Origin of the sequence: Pseudomonas sp. NFPP02 (genome assembly GCF_900119355.1) — a bacterium.
Lineage (GTDB): Bacteria > Pseudomonadota > Gammaproteobacteria > Pseudomonadales > Pseudomonadaceae > Aquipseudomonas > Aquipseudomonas paracarnis.
Genome location: NZ_FPJI01000004.1, coordinates 81,345 through 98,649 on the forward strand (window position 1 = coordinate 81,345; position 17,305 = coordinate 98,649).

The following is a 17,305-nucleotide window of genomic DNA, read 5'->3' on the forward strand; positions in this document are numbered from 1 at the left end:
ACCACGCACAGTCAGGTTATTAGTTGATGCGCGGGTGTTGCTGTACCAGGTTTTCCCGCTTGGTTTGCAGCGCGGCAATCTCGGCATCGATGTCTTCGATTTTCTGCTCGATATTGTCGTGATGCTCCTGCAGCAGCTCCTTGGCTTCTTCCATGTCGGAAGCCGCCGGGGCCGCGCCACGCAGGGGCTTGTTGGCGGTTTCCTTCATGGTCAGGCCCGTGATCAGGCCCACCACTGCAAACACCATCAGGTAATAGGCGGGCATGTACAGGTCGTTGGTGCTCTCCACCAGCCAGGCCACGGCGGTCGGCGTAACACCGGCGATCAGTACCGAGACGTTGAACGCACTGGCCAGGGCGCTGTAGCGCAGATGGGTGGGGAACATTGCTGGCAAGGTCGACGCCATCACGCCGATAAAGAAGTTCAGCACCACCGCCAGAATCAACAGGCCGCCGAAAATCAGGCCGGTCTTGCCGCTGGTGATCAGCATGAAGGCCGGAATCGACAGGAACAGCAGGCCGATGCTGCCGGCGATGATGAACGGCTTGCGGCCGATCTTGTCGCTGACAAAACCAATGAACGGTTGCACGAACAACATGCCGACCATGATCGCGATGATGATCAGCACGCCGCTGTTTTCGGCATAGTGCAGGTTGTGGGACAGGTAGCTCGGCATGTAGGTGAGTAGCATGTAGTAGGTCACGTTGGTGGCCGCGACGATACCGATGCAGGTCAGCAGGCTGCGCCAGTGCTTGGTGGCGATTTCCTTGAACGAGACTTTAGGGCCGTGGCTCAAGCCTTCGCGGTCACCCTGTTCGAGTTTGTCGACATGCTGTTGAAACGCCGGGGTCTCTTCCAGCGCGTGGCGCAGGTACAGGCCGATGATGCCCAGGGGCAGGGCGAGGAAGAACGGCAGGCGCCAGCCCCAGGCCTCGAATTCGGCTTCACCGAGCACGGTGGAGATCAACACCACCACACCCGCGCCGAGCACGAAACCGGCGATGGAGCCGAAGTCCAGCCAACTGCCAAGGAAACCGCGCTTGCGGTCGGGCGCGTATTCAGCCACGAAAATCGACGCGCCGGTGTACTCGCCGCCCACCGAGAAACCCTGGGCCATTTTGCACAGCAGCAACAGGATCGGGGCCCAGATGCCAATGGAGGCATAGCCGGGGATCAAGCCGATGGCAAAGGTGCTCAAGGACATGATCACGATGGTGGCGGCCAGGACTTTTTGCCGCCCGTACTTATCGCCCAGTGCGCCGAAGAACAGGCCGCCCAGCGGGCGAATCAGGAAAGGTACGGAGAAGGTAGCCAGTGCTGCGATCATCTGCACGCTGGGGGAAGCGTCGGGGAAGAACACCTTGCCCAGCACATAGGCGACAAAGCCATAGACGCCAAAGTCGAACCATTCCATGGCATTGCCAAGTGCGGCGGCGGTGATCGCCTTGCGCATCTTGTTGTCGTCGACAATGGTGATGTCTTTCAATCCGATGGGTTTGACGCGTTTTTTACGTAGTTTCATGCGGGCCACTCAAAAGCTGAACAGGGGAGGTGCCATCGCTACGATGGCACCGCTCTGTCAGTTCAGATACAAGTGGACACGAAATAATTCACCGCTTTGTGTATTTTTTCTCGCATGGGTAAAAATGCCTGGTTCTGAAGGCCGATGCATAGCTACCGGCAAAACAGATCAAATGTGGGAGCTGGCTTGCCTGCGAAAGCGGTGGTTCAGTTAAAGATTCAGTGACTGGCACTCCGCTTTCGCGGGCAAGCCCGCTTCCACAAGGGGAGGCATTGTCAGTCAGGCAAAACAGGGAAGTCATTTAAATGCCAAGCAGTCATTCACGCCTTACCTACCGCCAACCACGACCCGCAGACGTTCAGCGATTGTTCGCGATCTTCGGCGATCCACAGACCAACCTGTTCAATCCTGCCGGCCCGCTGCCCAACCTGAGGGCGGCACAACGGCTTTTGGATCACTGGCTGGAGCAATGGGCTTCCCAGGGCTACGGCTGGTGGGCGATTGCCCGCAAAGAGACCCCCGACCACATCATCGGGTTTGGCGGCATCGCGCCCCTTAATTACCTGACGCAGCGGCGCATCAACCTTGGCTATCGTCTGGCCGTGGAGGCCTGGGGGCAGGGGTATGCCACTGAGCTGGGTCGTGACGCCCTGGCGCTCGCGTTCGACACGCTATCGCTACCGGAAGTCTTCGGGTTAGTGCGGCCCGATCATGCTGCGTCGATCCGCGTATTGGAGAAGCTCGGCATGCAACGCTTTGGCCTGCTGGATGATGTCCCCGGTCAAGCGCCCAGCCTAGTGCTCAGGGTTTGTCGTCCTACAACTGCACAGCACTGACATTTTTCGAATTCACGTAATTCCTGGATAAGCGGCAATCTTTGCGATTGACACTGCGCGGGCGTCTCGCTATAAAACCAGCAGTTGTACGACGACATATGACGTTACATATGTCCTACCTAACAAAAATAAAAAGTGATGCCATGAATCTGAACGAGCCCATCAGTGCCCTTCGTGTCGGCCAGGCGGTCGGCAGCTATCGCTGGACGATCTGCGCGATGTTGTTTTTCGCGACCACGGTCAATTACCTCGACCGCCAGGTGCTCAGCCTCTTGGCACCGCAACTGTCAACGCAGTTTGGCTGGAGCAACACCGATTACGCCAACATCGCGGCGGTGTTCCAGTTTGTCTACGCCATTTCCATGCTGTTTGCCGGGCGCTTCGTCGACAGGATCGGCACCAAGGCCGCCTATGTGGTAGCCATTGGCATCTGGTCCACTGGCGCGATCATGCATGCGTTTTCGGTGCCGATGGGCGAGGGCATCGCGGCGGTCAGTGGTGCCATTGGCCTGGCCGTAATCCCGGTGTCCATTGCCGGTTTCATGCTCTCACGAGCGGTATTGGCGATTGGCGAAGCGGGTAACTTCCCGATCGCGATCAAGGCCACTGCCGAATATTTCCCCAAGAAAGAACGCTCCCTGGCCACCGGCATCTTCAATTCCGGCGCCAACGTCGGTGCGATCCTGGCGCCAATCTGTGTGCCACTGATTGCTGGCATGTGGGGCTGGGAGGCGGCGTTTATGGTCATCGGTATGCTGGGTTTTGTCTGGGTTGCCGTGTGGGCCGCCGTGTATGAAAAACCGGAACAGCAAAAACGCCTGTCACCTGAGGAACTGGCCTACATCCGTAGCGACCAGACCGTACAACCATTTACCCCTGCACCGACGGGCACCGCAGGGAAGAAAGTCTCCTGGTTCAAACTATTGACCTACCGCCAGACCTGGGCGTTTGCCTTCGGCAAGTTCATGACCGACGGCGTGTGGTGGTTTTTCCTGTTCTGGTTGCCCACCTACCTGTCTGCCCAATACGGCATGAAAGGCGCCGATATCGTGATGCCGCTGGCGGTGCTGTACAGCATGACCATGGTCGGCAGTATTGGCGGCGGCTGGTTCCCCAGCTACTTCATGGCGCGCGGCGATGCCCCCTATGACGGGCGCATGAAAGCCATGCTGGTGATTGCGCTGTTCCCGCTGGTGGTGTTGCTGGCGCAGCCGTTGGGTTACCTGAGCTTCTGGGTGCCGGTGCTGCTGATCGGTGTGGGCGCTTCGGCACACCAGGCGTGGTCATGCAACATTTTCACCACCGTATCCGATATGTTCCCGCAGAAAACCGTGGCTTCGGTGGTCGGCATTGGCGGCATGGCCGGTGGCCTGGGTGGCGTGCTCATGACCAAGATCGGTGGCTGGGTGTTCGACTATTACAAGTCCATCAACGACATCCATACTGGATACATGATCATGTTTGCCATCTGCGCCCTGGCTTACCTGGTGGCCTGGAGCGTGATGAAGACGCTGGTGCCGCGCCACAAGGAAATCACTGACCTGTAACGCCACCTAGAAAGGTCATCAAGGCAGCGACGATGACCTCGGGCGCGTCCTCTTGCACCAGATGCCCCGCACGCGGGACGCGCAGGTAGCGTGCACCTAATCTACCTGCGAGCGCGTCGCCCTGTGCCACGTTGATCCATTGGTCCTCCTCTCCCCAGAGCAATTGCACCGGGCAACGCAGCCCGGTGAGCCGGTCTTCAATCTGGTCGGTATAGCGCTGGTCCATTTGCGCAATCTGGCGATAGAAGGCGGGCTGGCCAATCTCGCCTGTCCAGGGCGTGACGTAGGCGAGCAGCACCTCGGCAGGTAGCGGCGTGAAGGCGGCGCCCTGTAGATAGGCACGCACAATCGCCTCATGGATATAGGCCGGCGCGTCGCTGAAGGCCTGTTCATGGCGGCGCACATGCTGCACCAGCGGCGAACCCCACGGCGCCATGGCGACGGGGTCGATCAAGGTCAGGCTGGCATAGTCGCAGCCATCGAGTAGATGCGCACGCAGCGCCGTAGCGCCGCCAAAATCATGGGCCAGCACATGAGGACGTTCCAGGCCCCAATGGTGTAGCAGTGCGGCGAGCAACAGGTTTTGCACGCCCAGGGACACGTCCTGGCCCGGCGCCTGTTCAGACTGGCCATAGCCAAGCAGGTCGTAATAGAACACGCGGTACTGCTGGGCAAACAAGGGCGCGATACGCCGCCACACATGGGAAGAGAACGGTGTGCCATGCACCATTACCAGCGCAGGCCCCTGGGTACCCAGCTGGCCCCAGCGCACGGTTTGATAGTGGAAGTCAAAGGTGTGAGGCAGTGCCAGTGCGTCGTTTGAATGGGTCATGGTTGAGTCTCCCCTAAGGTCTGATGGGCTGTGGCGGGTTTTGCCTGCGCCAGGAGGATGCGAACCGCCATGACCACGCCGACGAGCACGGCAGCCAGGCCCACGGCCTCCATTGGCGTCGGCCAGCGCTGGTGAAAGCCTAGACCGAGCAGGCTGGCGAAGAGTGATTCCAGGGCAATCAATTGACCGCTCAGTACCATGGGCAGGCGCCGCGTTGCCGCATTCCAGGCCCAGGCGCCGACCACCGTGGACATCACCGCGATGCCCAGGCCCCAGGCATACAGCGGCCATGCCTGGCTCCAAGCCGCGCCAAGGGTCGGCAACCGGAACAAGCCCAGCGCGTATAGCCATGGCAGCAGGCACAGCGCCGCGCCGCCTGCGCCTACCAGCATCAGGGCAGTCCACAGACCGGTTGCGCTGGCTGGCAGGCGCGCCAGTTGCTGTTGATTGATGACGCTGAACCCCAGCCACAAGGCCACTGCGCCCAGGGAGAAGCACAAAGCCGCCAGCCAGGAACCGGTGCCGGAGGCGGGCAGTTGGAGGCTGCTGACCGTGGCCAGCAACAGCCCCATGGTGAGGCAGGACAACGGCATCACCAACTGGCGCCATTGCAGGGTCTTGTGACTGGCGTTGCCTATCAACGCCAGTAGCACCGGGACCATGCCGACAAACGCTGGCGTCAGCACCGGGCCGCCGAACATCACGCCGGCAGCAATGCACGCGCCATAACCGAGGCAACCCAGTGCGCCCAGTGCTGCCGCCAGTACGCACTGGCCGGTGCTGAGTATACTCAATTGCGCCCTGCACACCATGATCCAGACGAGACCCAGCCCACCGGCCATCAGAAACCGTACGGCCATCAAGTCGTAGAGGCTGTAGACGCCGGTGACGTAGGGCGCAATGAAGTTCAGCGCCCAGCCAAGGGTGGCGACAACGGCAAATATCACACCGGTAAAGAGTGAGGTGCGGGCGCTGGTCATGAGGCTGATCCATGAAGTGAGGGATTCATGGTGCCCAGCGCTGCGGCTGTGCTACAAACGAGTTTTCAGCCTTGGATGCATAACCACAGATTATGAATGCACTTGGCAAAACCTTACCGCCTCTGGCCAGCCTCCTGCCGTTTGAAGCGGCGGCGCGCCTGGAGAGTTTCTCCAAGGCGGCCGATGAATTGCACATCACCCAGGCAGCGGTCAGTCGGCAGATCCGCGGGCTGGAGGACAACCTGGGGGTCAAGCTGTTTTGTCGGCGCAACCGTGGGGTGTTCCTGACGCAAGAAGGGCGTGAGCTGGGGCGGGTGGTCAGCCTGGCCTTGCACAGCATCAGTGAGGGCGCGGTCAGCCTGAGAACATCGCCCCAGCGAAATCGCGTGGTACTGCTATGCCAGCTATGCGAGGCGTTCTATTGGTTGATGCCGCGTCTCGCGACCTTCCACCAGCAATACCCGCAGATCGAGATCCAGGTGGTGACCTGCACGCGGCCGATCACCCAGTTCGACGGGCATTTCGATGTGGCCCTGCAAAGTACCCGGCGCGCCAGTGGCAGCCATACGCTGATGTTCACCGCCTCCGACGAGGTGTTCCCGGTGTGCAGCCCCAGCTACCTCTGCCCGGAACAACCGTTATCACTGGCTGAATTAAAGCCCTGCACCTTTCTGCACCACAGCTCCGAGCCTCCGCATTTGATGGAGTGGAATGAGTGGCTGCAGATGTTCGGCCACACGCTGGCCAGGGATGCACGCAGTGCCACCTTCGACAGTTACCCGCTGATGTTGCAAGCCGCCGTGGAAGGGCACGGTATCGCCATGGGTTGGCGTCGTACCGCAAGCCGGCTGATTGAGAGTGAGGCGCTGGTGCGGCCCTGCGCAGAAAGCGTGTTTTTGCCCGAGGCTATTTCGGTCTACAGGCAGCAAGGGGCGGGCAGTCGGGAGGAGGTCACGGCGTTGTTGGCCTGGCTTGACGCACAATTGCAAAGTGACGGCTGACAGGGGCGTCGCTGCCCCTGTCATCTGCGGTTATTGGTTACGCGTGACGCGCCAAATCGTATTGGCCAGGTCGTCGGCAATGATCAGCGCGCCTTTGGGGTCCACCGTCACCCCCACTGGACGCCCACGGGTCTTGCCATCGTCGCCGCGGAAGCCGGTGGCAAAGTCGATGGGCTCGCCCGCCGGTTTGCCGTTGCTGAACGGTACGAAGATCACCTTGTAGCCCACTGGGTTGTCACGGTTCCAACTGCCGTGCTCGCCGACAAACGCGCCGTCAGCGAATTTTTCACCCATGGCAGGGATGGAGAAATCCACGCCCAGCGCGGCCACATGGGAGCCCAGGCTGTAATCGGGTTTGATCGCCGCAGCCACCTTGGCCGGGTTTTGCGGTTGTGCGCGAGGGTCGACGTTCTGGCCCCAGTAGCTGTAGGGCCAGCCGTAGAAGGCACCTTCACGCACCGACGTCAGGTAGTCTGGCACCAAGTCGGGGCCGAGTTCATCGCGCTCGTTGACCACGGTCCACAGTTGCCCTGAGCCCGGTTGGATGGTCAGCGCCGTCGGATTGCGCAGGCCCGTAGCGTAGGGCTTATGCGCGCCGGTGGCGGCATCGATCTGCCAGACCATTGCGCGGTCGATCTCCACTTCCATGCCGCGTTCGGTGATGTTGCTGTTGGAACCGATGCCCACGTACAGCTGACGCCCGTCGTCACTGACGGCCAATGACTTGGTCCAGTGATGGTTGATCTGCGCCGGCAGGTCGGTGACTTTGACGGGCGGGGCGCTGGCCTTGGTTTGGCCGTCGGCGTAGTCAAAGCGCACCAGTGCGTCCTGGTTGGCCACGTACAGTTTGCCGTCGGCGAATGCCAGCCCGTAGGGAGCGTTGAGGTTGTCGGCGAATACCGTCTTGAGTTCATAGGTGCCGTCACCGTCGGCGTCACGCAGCAGCGTAATGCGGTTGCCGCCCTTGACCTTGGTGTTGCCCTGGGCCTTGATCACACTGGCGATCACGTCCTTGGGCTTGAGTTTGGCCGCACTGCCGCCACGGCCTTCGGCCACCAGGATATCGCCGTTGGGCAGCACCAGGGTCTGGCGCGGGATCGCAAGGTCGGTGGCGATGGCGGTGACGCTGTAGCCTTCGGGCACCTTGGGCTTTTGATCGCCCCACGGCGTGGGCTCGGCAATCTTCATGCTCGGCAACAGGCTGCTTTGTTGTTCGGGCAGCTTGGGGTCAGGGCCGCGCGCCTGGGTCTTGTCACCTTCGCCGCCACAGGCACTCAGCAACAGGGCGGCGCTGAGCAGGGTCAGTGTGTTGAGTGGTTTCATCGGGCAGCTCCTGAGCGCAGGTTGGTCAAGCCGATCCAGGTGGCGACAATCGCCAGCACGGTGACGATCGCCGACAGCACCAGGCCAGCAGGCATCATGGCGTAGGCATCCTTGGCATGTTGAAAGGCGTTCACCAGCCCCAGCACCCAAGTGCCCAGCAACAGCAGGAAGTACGCCACCGGGCGTCCGCCCTTTTGTTCGGCGCGCACCAGGTTGACCAGTGCAAACAGCAGGGCAAAACCACAGAACACCAACGCCCCGGCGATCAGCCAGGAGGCAAAATTGGCCCATTGGATCTGGTAGGTCTGGCCGTAGGCGATATCACTGAGCAAGGCCCCGAGAAACAACGGCACGGTGCCGGCAAGCAATGTGCCATGCAACGGCCCAGGCCTGACGACGGGGTAAGTGGAGAGGGTAGTCATGTTGGTGGCGGCTCCTTATCGTTCTGCACCCTGGGCTCAGGGCGCGCTGACTTCGCATAGGAAAGGAGCGTGGCACTTGTAAGAAAGTTCACTGGGATGGCGTGTCGAGGTGTTTCTCGAACCATGCCCAATAGGGCGTATTTTTGACCTGGCGGCGGTTGTAATCCGGGCTGCCATCGCCCCACCACACAGGGCCACGCTCGCCCAATGCCACCTTGGCACGCTGCACCCGTTGCCGGGCGGCGTTCAAGGCTTCGGGGTCGGCGCTGCCCTTGGCTGACTTGACCGCCCGGCGTGCATCCATCAATTCATTGACCCAGTATTGGCGCGTCGCTTCATCCAGCGCCGGATTGGTACAGCGCCACAACTGCCCCTTGACCACAAAATAGCGACCGTCCGGGGTGCTAAGCATGGTGCCAGCGCAGCACTCGCAGCACACCCCATAGCATCGAAATCACAATCGCCATCCAACCGGCAAACAGACTGAAGAGTGTCATTGCAAGGTTCATCACCACCTCCAATTGCGTTGTCGTCTCCTGATAGGTGACCTCGCTCGGGAACGAGGATTCAACTGGATGTGTTTACGATAATGCCTGTATGACTCATCCTGTTGGGCTCCTCCAAGGAATCGTTTTATGCCAACCCTGCACCTGTTATGCGGCAAGATCGCCTCCGGCAAGTCCACACTCGCCAAGACCCTTGCCACCGAGCACGCAGCCATTGTGCTCAGCGAAGACCAGTGGCTGGCCAGTCTCTACCCTGGTCAGATCCAGAGCATTGCCGACTACCTGCGCTGTGCCCAGCAGGTTCGTGGAGTACTTGAGCCGCTGGTGATCGATCTGTTGGCGTGCGGCGTCAATGTGGTGCTGGATTTTCCGGCCAATACCCTCGCCAATCGTCAATGGTTACTCGGCCTGGCCCAGGCAGCCAAGGTGCCGCACTGCCTGCATTACCTGGAGCTGGACGATGCCACCTGTCGTGCGCGCCTGCATGCGCGCAATGCCCGAGGTGAACATGATTTTGCCGCCACCGATGCCGAGTTTGACCTGATCACTCGCCATTTCAGTGTGCCGAGTGAAGAGGAAGGGTTGGTGATTGAGGTGCATCGCCCGTGACTACCCAAAAACCTGCTGGCATCGATGGCGACGGCTATATCCTCACCGTCGCTGATGGACCTATACAACCGGAGTTCCAGCCCCTGCTGGCGGACGTTTGCGCTACCTTGTCCCGGCCTGAGCTGGGGCTGCACGGGATCTACCTGTATGGCAGCATCGCACGGGGCGAAGGTGAGACCGGCATTTCTGATCTTGACCTTTCCCTGATACTGGTCGAGCCACCGGATGCGCCTGTGCTTGAACAATTGGAGTCGGCCCGACTCGCTTTGGAGCAACGGCATCCCCATGTCACCAAGATCGACTTTGATATCGGTCACCGCGCCCAGGTGTTGGCGCCTGAAAACCTAAACAGTTGGGGCTTCTGGCTCAAACATCATTGCCGCTGTCTCTGGGGCGAAGACCTGTCACTGCACGTCGAACCGTTTCGCCCGTCCCGCGCCATCGCCCTGGCGGTCAACGGCGATTTTGAACAGGCGCTGACGGCGTACCTGTTGCGCATCGAACAGGCCAGCACTGAACACACACGGCTTGGCCTGCAGCGGGAAGCATCGCGGGCCTTGATCCGCGCTACCCACACCCTGCGAGCCGAGGATGCGCAAACCTGGCCGCAAACCCTGGAAGACTACGTCGGGCTGTTCGTTCAGCATTACCCGACCATGCGCGTGCAAATCGCCTACTTCCTGTTTGAGGCACGCAACCCGAGTGCCGAGGGCGAGGCATTTACGACACGCCTACGGGCGTTTCTGAGCTGGATGGTTTCGGCCCTCATAGAAAGGAATCAATCAGATGCGTGAACGCAAAGCCGCACGATTACTGGTCATCAACCCTGCACAGCAAGTGTTGCTGTTTCGCTTCGTGCATAAAGACGGCGCCCTGGCCGGCCAGGATTACTGGGCCACGCCCGGCGGTGGCGTGGAGGCGGGGGAGAGCTTTCACAGCGCCGCGATTCGTGAGTTGCGCGAAGAGACGGGTATCACGGTCAGCAGCGTTGGGGAATCCGTGGCAGAGCGTAGTTTCCCGTTGATGTTACCCAGCGGTGAAACCGTGTTGGCAGTAGAGCGGTACTTCGTTGTGCATGCATCCAGCGACGCGCTTTCCAGGGCCGAATGGACAGTAGAGGAGACCCAGGTGATGGCGGATCATCATTGGTGGTCGGCAGAGGCGCTGCTCGCGACGAGCGATACGGTATGGCCGCAGGCGTTGCCGCAAATGCTGGAGGATGCCGGGGTGTTTTAGCCGTTTTCCATGAACGATGGGGGCAGGCGAATCGGGGCGACATTTAGGTAAGCGGCGGCTTTAGGGCTGTCACGGGAGCAAGCTCCCTCGCCACAGGTGCAGCATTGCATCAAAAAGCGCATCGCGGGTTATATGGATCTAATATTTCCCCGGTATTGAACACCCTTGCATAGTCCATCGCCAAGTTACTGAGCGACAACGCATGCACATCCTCTGCGACCCACAGCCGTCCCGACAAGTCGGTTTGATCGAAGGTAAAACACGCATCCGCCGCCACGATCACGTCGAACCCCAGGTTGCCGCCCGAGCGTGCGGTGGATTCCACTGAATTGTTGGTGATGACCCCGACGATTACCAACTGCTGGATCGAGCGCAGGTGCAGCCAGCGCTCCAGGCCCGTGGCGCTGAATGCATCCGGTACGTTTTTTTCCACCACATGCTCATGGGCCAGAGGGTGCAGCGCATCCTGGAACTCACAGCCGGGCTGGCCTGGCCTGAACACCGAAGCGCCAGAGCGGGAGATATGCCGCACATGAATGATCGGGCGTTGCGCCTGGCGCCAGGCATTGAGCAATTGCTGTATGTGCTGCTCAGCGTCTGGGTTGTTGCGGCGGCCTAGTGTGGGATCGGCCATGCCTTTTTGCATATCGATGATCAACAGTGCGGCGTTCGTCGCTATCGGTTCCATGGCCTGTCCTGGCGGTGGTGAACATTATCTAACTGGAGCAACGCGCTCCCACAGGGCGGACGTTAGCACTGATCAGCAGCCCATACGCAAAACCCTGAGACTTCCCGGCGAAACGCTTCATAATGGCGGCCAATTTGTTTAGCTCGTTATTCTGGTGTGCCCGCATGGAAATTAAGGTCAACTTTCTCGACAACCTTCGGCTTGAAGCCAAGTTCGATGACTTCACGGTCATTGCCGACCAGCCCATCCGCTACAAGGGCGATGGTTCGGCACCGGGGCCATTCGACTACTTCCTGGCTTCGTCGGCGTTGTGTGCGGCGTACTTTGTGAAGTTGTACTGCCAGACGCGCAATATTCCCACCGAGAATATTCGCCTGTCGCAGAACAACATCGTCGACCCGGAAAACCGCTACAACCAGATTTTCAAAATCCAGGTCGAATTGCCCGCAGATATCTCCGACAAGGACCGCCAAGGCATCCTGCGTTCCATCGACCGCTGCACCGTGAAGAAAGTGGTGCAGGCCGGGCCGGAATTCGTGATTGAGGAAGTCGAGAACCTCGACGCCGATGCCCAGGCGCTGTTGATGCCCAACTCCACGTCCGCAGCAGGCACATACATTGCCGGCAAGGACCTGCCGCTGGAGCAGACCATCGCCAACATGTCGGCGATTCTCGCGGGCCTGGGCATGAAGATCGAGATTGCCTCGTGGCGCAATATCGTGCCCAACGTGTGGTCGCTGCATATCCGCGACGCCCATTCGCCGATGTGCTTTACCAACGGCAAAGGCGCGACCAAAGAGGGCGCGCTGGCGTCGGCGCTGGGTGAGTTCATCGAGCGTCTGAACTGCAACTTCTTCTACAACGACCAGTTCTGGGGCGAGGACCTGGCCAACGCGCCGTTCGTGCATTACCCGGACGAACGTTGGTTCCAGCCGGGCCCCAACGATGAGCTGCCGAGTGAAATCCTCGATGCCTACAGCCTCAAAGTCTACAACCGCGAGGGCGAGCTGCGTGGTTCACACCTGTTCGACACCAACTCCGGCAACGAAGCCCGTGGCATTGTCTCGCTGCCGTTCGTGCGTCAGTCCGATGGCGAGGTGGTGTATTTCCCGTCCAACCTGATCGAAAACCTCTACCTGAGCAACGGCATGAGTGCTGGCAACACCTTGGCCGAAGCCCAGGTGCAGTGCCTGTCGGAGATTTTCGAGCGAGCGGTGAAGCGCGAAATCATCGAGGGCGAATTTGCGCTGCCGGACGTACCCGCCGAAGTGCTGGCCAAGTACCCGGGCATCCTGGCGGGTATCGAAGGCCTGGAAGCCCAGGGCTTTCCGGTGCTGGTCAAGGACGCGTCCCTGGGCGGTGAATTCCCGGTGATGTGCGTGACCTTGATGAACCCGCGTACCGGCGGCGTGTTCGCTTCGTTCGGCGCGCACCCCAGCCTGGAAGTGGCACTGGAACGCAGCCTCACCGAGCTGCTGCAAGGCCGTAGCTTCGAAGGCTTGAACGATCTGCCGCAGCCGACCTTCGAAGGCCAGGCGGTCACCGAGCCGAACAACTTCGTCGAGCACTTTATCGATTCCAGCGGCGTAGTGTCGTGGCGCTTCTTCAGTGCCCAGTCGGATTATGAATTCGTCGAGTGGGACTTCTCCGGCCAGGGCGAAGACTCCAATGCCCAGGAAGCCGCCACGCTGTTCGGCATCCTCGAAGGCATGGGCAAAGAGTCGTACATGGCGGTGTATGAGCACCTGGGCGCTACTGCCTGCCGCATCCTGGTGCCGGACTACTCGGAAATCTATCCGGTGGATGACCTGATCTGGGACAACACCAACAAGGCGCTGTTTTTCCGCGAAGACATCCTCAACCTGCATCGCCTCAGCGAGGAGGAGCTGCAGGCGTTGGTCGAGCGCCTGATAGAAAGTGAGCTGGACGACTACACCGATATCACTACGTTGATTGGCATTGAGTTCGACGACAACACCGCGTGGGGCCAGTTGACCATCCTGGAGCTGAAACTGCTGATCTTCCTGGCGCTGAAGCAGTATGAAGAGGCTAAGGAATGCGTAGAGATGTTCCTGCAGTACAACGACAACACCGTTGAGCGCGGCCTGTTTTACCAGGCGATGAACGCGGTGCTGGAGATGGAACTGGATGATGACCTCGAGCTGGCTGACTACGAGGCCAACTTCCGGCGCATGTTCGGTAATGAGCGCATGGACGCGGTGATCGGTTCGGTTGACGGCAGTGTGCGCTTTTATGGGCTGACGCCGACCAGCATGAAGCTGGAAGGCCTGGACCGGCATTTGCGCTTGATCGACAGCTACAAGAAGCTGCATGCGGCGCGGGCCAACATCACCCAAGGCTGATACACGCCCCTTGACTGATCGTTCCCACGCTCCGCGTGGGAATGCAGCCAGGGACGCTCTGCGTTCCCAAGCGTGACGCAGAGCGTCACCGAATGCGTTCCCACGCAGAGCGTGGGAACGATCATGGCGGTTAAATGTGGGCCAAGGCCTGAGCCAGATCGGCGCGCAAATCCTCCACATCCTCAACCCCCACCGACAAGCGCACCAGCCCATCGCCAATCCCCAATTGCGCTCGTGTCGCCGCCGGGATGCTGGCATGGGTCATGATCGCCGGGTGCTCGATCAGGCTTTCCACGCCCCCGAGGCTCTCGGCCAGGGCGAAGATCTTCACGCTTTCCAGAAAGCGCGTCGCGCCGGCCAAGTCGCTGTTCAAGTCCACTGAAATCATCCCGCCAAAGCCGCGCATCTGCTGTTTCGCCAGGTCGTGCTGTGGGTGGGATTTGAGGCCCGGGTAGTGAACCCGTGACACTTGCGGCTGTTGCTCCAGCCAGGTGGCCAGGTCCAGGGCATTGCTGCAATGGCGCTCCATGCGCAGCGCCAGGGTTTTTACCCCGCGCAGGGTCAGGAAGGCATCGAACGGCCCGGCGATGGCGCCGATGGAGTTTTGCAGGAAGCCCAGGCGTTCGGCCAATTCAGCGTTATCACCGACAACAGCGATACCACCGATCACATCAGAATGCCCATTGAGGTATTTGGTGGTGGAGTGCACCACGATGTCGAAGCCCAACTCCAGCGGGCGCTGGATCCAGGGGCTGGCAAAGGTGTTGTCGGCCACACAGATAATCCCGCGGGCACGGCAGATGCGGGCGACGGCGCGCAGGTCGGTCAGGCTCAGCAGCGGGTTGCTTGGGGTTTCGACCCAGACCATGCGCGTGTCGTCCTGCAATGACGCTTCAAACGCCGACAAGTCGCTGAGGTCGACATAGCTGAAACGGTGCCCGGCACTGCGCTGGCGCACTTTGTCGAACAGCCGGAAAGTGCCGCCGTACAGGTCATTGCCCGAGACGATATGCGCGCCAGCATCCAGCAGTTCGAGCACGGTGGAGATCGCCGCCAGCCCCGAGGCAAATGCAAATGCCTGGCTGCCGCCTTCAAGGTCGGCCACGCAGCGTTCCAGGGCGAAACGCGTGGGGTTATGGGAGCGGCCATAGTCAAACCCCTTGTGCACGCCGGGGCTGTCTTGCAGGTAGGTGGAGTTGGCGTAGATCGGCGGCATCAGCGCGCCCGTGGTCGGGTCGGGTGACTGCCCGGCGTGGATCACTCGGGTGGCAAACGCGCTTTTATCGGGCTGGCTCATGCAAGGGATCTCCGTAGGTGGTTAAGCAGATCGACGCGGGTGATCAGGCCATGAAAGCCTGCGGCGTCGGCAATGATGGCGACCAGGCCGCGATCCAGTTCAGCCTGCAGTTCGGCCAGGCTGGCGTTGGGGGCCAGGGTGTGCAGGGTGTTGGTCATGGCGCTGGCGACGGTCATGGAAAAATCTGCGGCGTCGTGGTGCAGGCCCAGCAGGATGTCGGACTCGTCGATCACGCCCACCAGGGTCTGGCCATCGACAAGCACCGGCAGTTGCGACACGTCCGCCAGGCGCATGCGCTGGAAGGCGGTGAGCAGGGTGTCGTCGGGGCTCACGCTGATCACGCGGCCGTCTTCGAAGCGGCGCGCGATCAGATCGCGCAGGTCGCCGTAGTGTTTGTACTGCAGCAGGCCCGCGTCGTTCATCCACTGGTCGTTGTAAACCTTCGACAGGTAGCGCGTACCGGTGTCGCAGACGAAGGTGACCACGCGCTTGGGCTCGGTTTGCTCGCGGCAGTAGCGCAAGGCCGCGGCGAGCAGTGTGCCGGTGGATGAGCCGCCGAGGATGCCTTCGGCCTTGAGCAATTGGCGGGCGTGGTCGAAGCTGTCGGCATCGCTGATGGAGTAGGCGTGGCGCACGCTGGACAGGTCGGCAATCGAAGGGATGAAGTCTTCGCCAATACCTTCCACGGCCCAGGAACCAGGGGTTTCCAGCTTGCCGCTGCGGCTGTATTCGGCCATCACCGAACCGACCGGGTCGGCCAGCACCATGGCCAGTTCGGGTTGCACGCGCTTGAAGAAACGCGTCAAACCGGTGAGCGTGCCGGCCGAGCCGACGCCCACCACAATGGCGTCCACGTCGTGCTGGGTCTGCGCCCAGATCTCCGGCGCGGTGCTGGTCTCGTGGGCCAAGGGGTTGGCCGGGTTATTGAACTGGTCGGCGAAGAACGAGCCCGGAATATCCTTGGCCAGCCGTGCCGCCACGTCCTGGTAATACTCGGGATGGCCCTTGCCCACATCGGAGCGGGTGATATGCACCTCGGCGCCCATGGCCTTCAGGTGCAGCACCTTTTCCGTGGACATCTTGTCGGGCACCACCAACACCACCCGGTAGCCCTTGGCCCGGCCCACCAGCGCCAGGCCCAGGCCGGTATTGCCGGCGGTGGCTTCAATGATGGTACCGCCCGGGCGCAAGCGACCGTCGCGTTCAGCGGCGTCGATCATCGCCAGGCCGATGCGGTCCTTGATGGAACCTCCGGGGTTTTGCGATTCAAGCTTGAGAAACAGCGTGCAGGGGCCGGTATCGAAGCGGCTGACCTTGACCAGCGGGGTGTTGCCGATCAGCTCAAGTACAGCAGGGCGTGAAGGGGTGGGCATGTCGTCTCCTGGTTACGGGATGGGCGCAGGGCGGGGGACAGCAAAAAAACAGCATGGCTTGGAACATAGGCCGGTATTGACGGTGTCGCAACCGGGCGTCCGTTGTATGACTTTTTTTGCCGCATGGGGGAGGGCGCGCGATCCAGAAGTGGGAGCTGGCTTGTCGGGTCGCCGCATCGCTGCGATGGCGGTGGTGCTGTTGGCATTTGTGCTGCCTGACCCACCGCCATCGCGGCCTCGCTAAGGCTCGAGCGCTCCCACCGTTCAGTTTCCGGCAATGGCGGCTTCGATGGCAGCGATGTCGATTTTGGTCATGGTCATCATCGCTTCAAATGCACGCTTGGCGACGGCAGGATCTTTACTGGTAACTGCATCGACCAACACCCGCGGCGAGATCTGCCACGACAGCCCCCACTTGTCCTTGCACCAACCGCAAGCGCTCGCCTGCCCACCGTTGTCGATGATGGCATGCCAAAAGCGGTCGGTTTCCTCCTGGTTATCCGTGGACACCTGAAAGGAAAACGCCTCACTGTGTTTGAACGCCGGGCCGCCATTGAGGCCCACGCAGGGGATACCCAGCACGGTGAACTCCACGGTCAACTCATCGCCCTGCTTGCCAGCCGGGTAGTCGCCAGGCGCACGGTGCACGGCCTTTACTTCGCTGTTGGGGAAGGTGTTGGCGTAGAAGGTCGCTGCCGCCAGGGCATCGCCGTTGTACCAGAGGCAGATCGTATTTTTGTTGTTCATCGCAAGGCTCCTCGGGTTGAAAG

Annotated in this window: 17 protein-coding genes; 7 read left to right on the forward strand and 10 right to left on the reverse strand. The window is 60.8% G+C overall.

From position 1 onward, the window contains the following. Positions 1 to 19: 19 nt before the first annotated feature. The gene (proP, locus tag BT204_RS08500) at positions 20 to 1,522 is read right to left on the reverse strand and encodes a glycine betaine/L-proline transporter ProP (RefSeq protein WP_014718644.1); all 1,503 of its coding nucleotides are present in this window, start codon (positions 1,520 to 1,522) and stop codon (positions 20 to 22) included. Positions 1,523 to 1,827: 305 nt separating this feature from the next. Here proP and BT204_RS08505 point away from each other — a divergent pair, with 305 nt between their 5' ends. Together BT204_RS08505 and BT204_RS08510 are read left to right on the forward strand one after the other, a co-directional pair. Continuing rightward, positions 1,828 to 2,358: a GNAT family N-acetyltransferase gene (locus tag BT204_RS08505; RefSeq protein WP_054897348.1), complete on the forward strand. Its 531-nt coding sequence runs from the start codon at positions 1,828 to 1,830 to the stop codon at positions 2,356 to 2,358. Positions 2,359 to 2,501: 143 nt separating this feature from the next. Then, entirely contained in the window at positions 2,502 to 3,905 is a 1,404-nt protein-coding gene (locus tag BT204_RS08510) for an MFS transporter (RefSeq protein ID WP_054897349.1), read from the forward strand. On the opposite strand, the gene BT204_RS08515 is transcribed toward BT204_RS08510, so the two are convergent. Beyond that, positions 3,892 to 4,737, reverse strand: a complete 846-nt coding sequence (locus tag BT204_RS08515) for an alpha/beta fold hydrolase (RefSeq protein WP_072446364.1) — start codon at positions 4,735 to 4,737, stop codon at positions 3,892 to 3,894. The genes BT204_RS08510 and BT204_RS08515 overlap by 14 nt on opposite strands. Next, entirely contained in the window at positions 4,734 to 5,717 is a 984-nt protein-coding gene (locus tag BT204_RS08520) for a DMT family transporter (protein ID WP_072446366.1), read from the reverse strand. The genes BT204_RS08515 and BT204_RS08520 overlap by 4 nt, the downstream gene beginning before the upstream one ends. Positions 5,718 to 5,809: 92 nt before the next feature. On the opposite strand from BT204_RS08520, the gene BT204_RS08525 reads away from it, so the two are divergent. Continuing rightward, the gene (locus BT204_RS08525; RefSeq protein WP_072446368.1) at positions 5,810 to 6,718 is read left to right on the forward strand and encodes a LysR substrate-binding domain-containing protein; all 909 of its coding nucleotides are present in this window, start codon (positions 5,810 to 5,812) and stop codon (positions 6,716 to 6,718) included. Positions 6,719 to 6,748: 30 nt separating this feature from the next. Here the strand turns inward: BT204_RS08525 and BT204_RS08530 are convergent, their stop codons facing one another. The 3 genes from BT204_RS08530 to BT204_RS08540 form a co-directional block, all read right to left on the reverse strand. Next, positions 6,749 to 8,041, reverse strand: a complete 1,293-nt coding sequence (locus BT204_RS08530; protein WP_014718638.1) for a PQQ-dependent sugar dehydrogenase — start codon at positions 8,039 to 8,041, stop codon at positions 6,749 to 6,751. Continuing rightward, entirely contained in the window at positions 8,038 to 8,463 is a 426-nt protein-coding gene (locus BT204_RS08535) for a DUF2231 domain-containing protein (protein WP_072446370.1), read from the reverse strand. The genes BT204_RS08530 and BT204_RS08535 overlap by 4 nt, the downstream gene beginning before the upstream one ends. Positions 8,464 to 8,551: 88 nt before the next feature. Then, positions 8,552 to 8,875, reverse strand: a complete 324-nt coding sequence (locus BT204_RS08540; RefSeq protein ID WP_072446372.1) for a hypothetical protein — start codon at positions 8,873 to 8,875, stop codon at positions 8,552 to 8,554. Positions 8,876 to 9,098: 223 nt separating this feature from the next. Here BT204_RS08540 and BT204_RS08545 point away from each other — a divergent pair, with 223 nt between their 5' ends. The 3 genes from BT204_RS08545 to BT204_RS08555 are packed head-to-tail and all read left to right on the forward strand — an operon-like array spanning position 9,099 to position 10,814. Then, the gene (locus BT204_RS08545; protein ID WP_034127588.1) at positions 9,099 to 9,578 is read left to right on the forward strand and encodes a P-loop nucleotide/nucleoside kinase family protein; all 480 of its coding nucleotides are present in this window, start codon (positions 9,099 to 9,101) and stop codon (positions 9,576 to 9,578) included. Next, complete coding sequence (locus BT204_RS08550) at positions 9,575 to 10,372, forward strand: nucleotidyltransferase domain-containing protein (RefSeq protein WP_034127587.1); 798 nt, start codon at positions 9,575 to 9,577, stop codon at positions 10,370 to 10,372. The genes BT204_RS08545 and BT204_RS08550 overlap by 4 nt, the downstream gene beginning before the upstream one ends. Continuing rightward, positions 10,365 to 10,814, forward strand: coding sequence for an NUDIX hydrolase (locus BT204_RS08555; protein ID WP_034127586.1), 450 nt, complete (start codon positions 10,365 to 10,367; stop codon positions 10,812 to 10,814). The genes BT204_RS08550 and BT204_RS08555 overlap by 8 nt, the downstream gene beginning before the upstream one ends. 109 nt (positions 10,815 to 10,923) lie before the next feature. On the opposite strand, the gene BT204_RS08560 is transcribed toward BT204_RS08555, so the two are convergent. Next, entirely contained in the window at positions 10,924 to 11,502 is a 579-nt protein-coding gene (locus BT204_RS08560) for a cysteine hydrolase family protein (RefSeq protein ID WP_072446374.1), read from the reverse strand. Positions 11,503 to 11,666: 164 nt separating this feature from the next. Between BT204_RS08560 and BT204_RS08565 the strand changes: the two genes are divergently transcribed. Then, a complete protein-coding gene (locus tag BT204_RS08565) occupies positions 11,667 to 13,865 on the forward strand; it encodes an OsmC domain/YcaO domain-containing protein (RefSeq protein ID WP_072446376.1) in 2,199 nt (732 codons plus the stop codon). A gap of 130 nt (positions 13,866 to 13,995) precedes the next feature. On the opposite strand, the gene BT204_RS08570 is transcribed toward BT204_RS08565, so the two are convergent. From BT204_RS08570 to BT204_RS08580, 3 genes are all read right to left on the reverse strand, one after another. Then, a complete protein-coding gene (locus BT204_RS08570) occupies positions 13,996 to 15,162 on the reverse strand; it encodes a cystathionine gamma-synthase (RefSeq protein WP_072446378.1) in 1,167 nt (388 codons plus the stop codon). After that, entirely contained in the window at positions 15,159 to 16,535 is a 1,377-nt protein-coding gene (locus BT204_RS08575; protein WP_060764260.1) for a pyridoxal-phosphate dependent enzyme, read from the reverse strand. The genes BT204_RS08570 and BT204_RS08575 overlap by 4 nt, the downstream gene beginning before the upstream one ends. A 264-nt stretch (positions 16,536 to 16,799) precedes the next feature. Beyond that, the gene (locus tag BT204_RS08580; RefSeq protein WP_072446380.1) at positions 16,800 to 17,282 is read right to left on the reverse strand and encodes a VOC family protein; all 483 of its coding nucleotides are present in this window, start codon (positions 17,280 to 17,282) and stop codon (positions 16,800 to 16,802) included. Positions 17,283 to 17,305 lie beyond the last annotated feature (23 nt).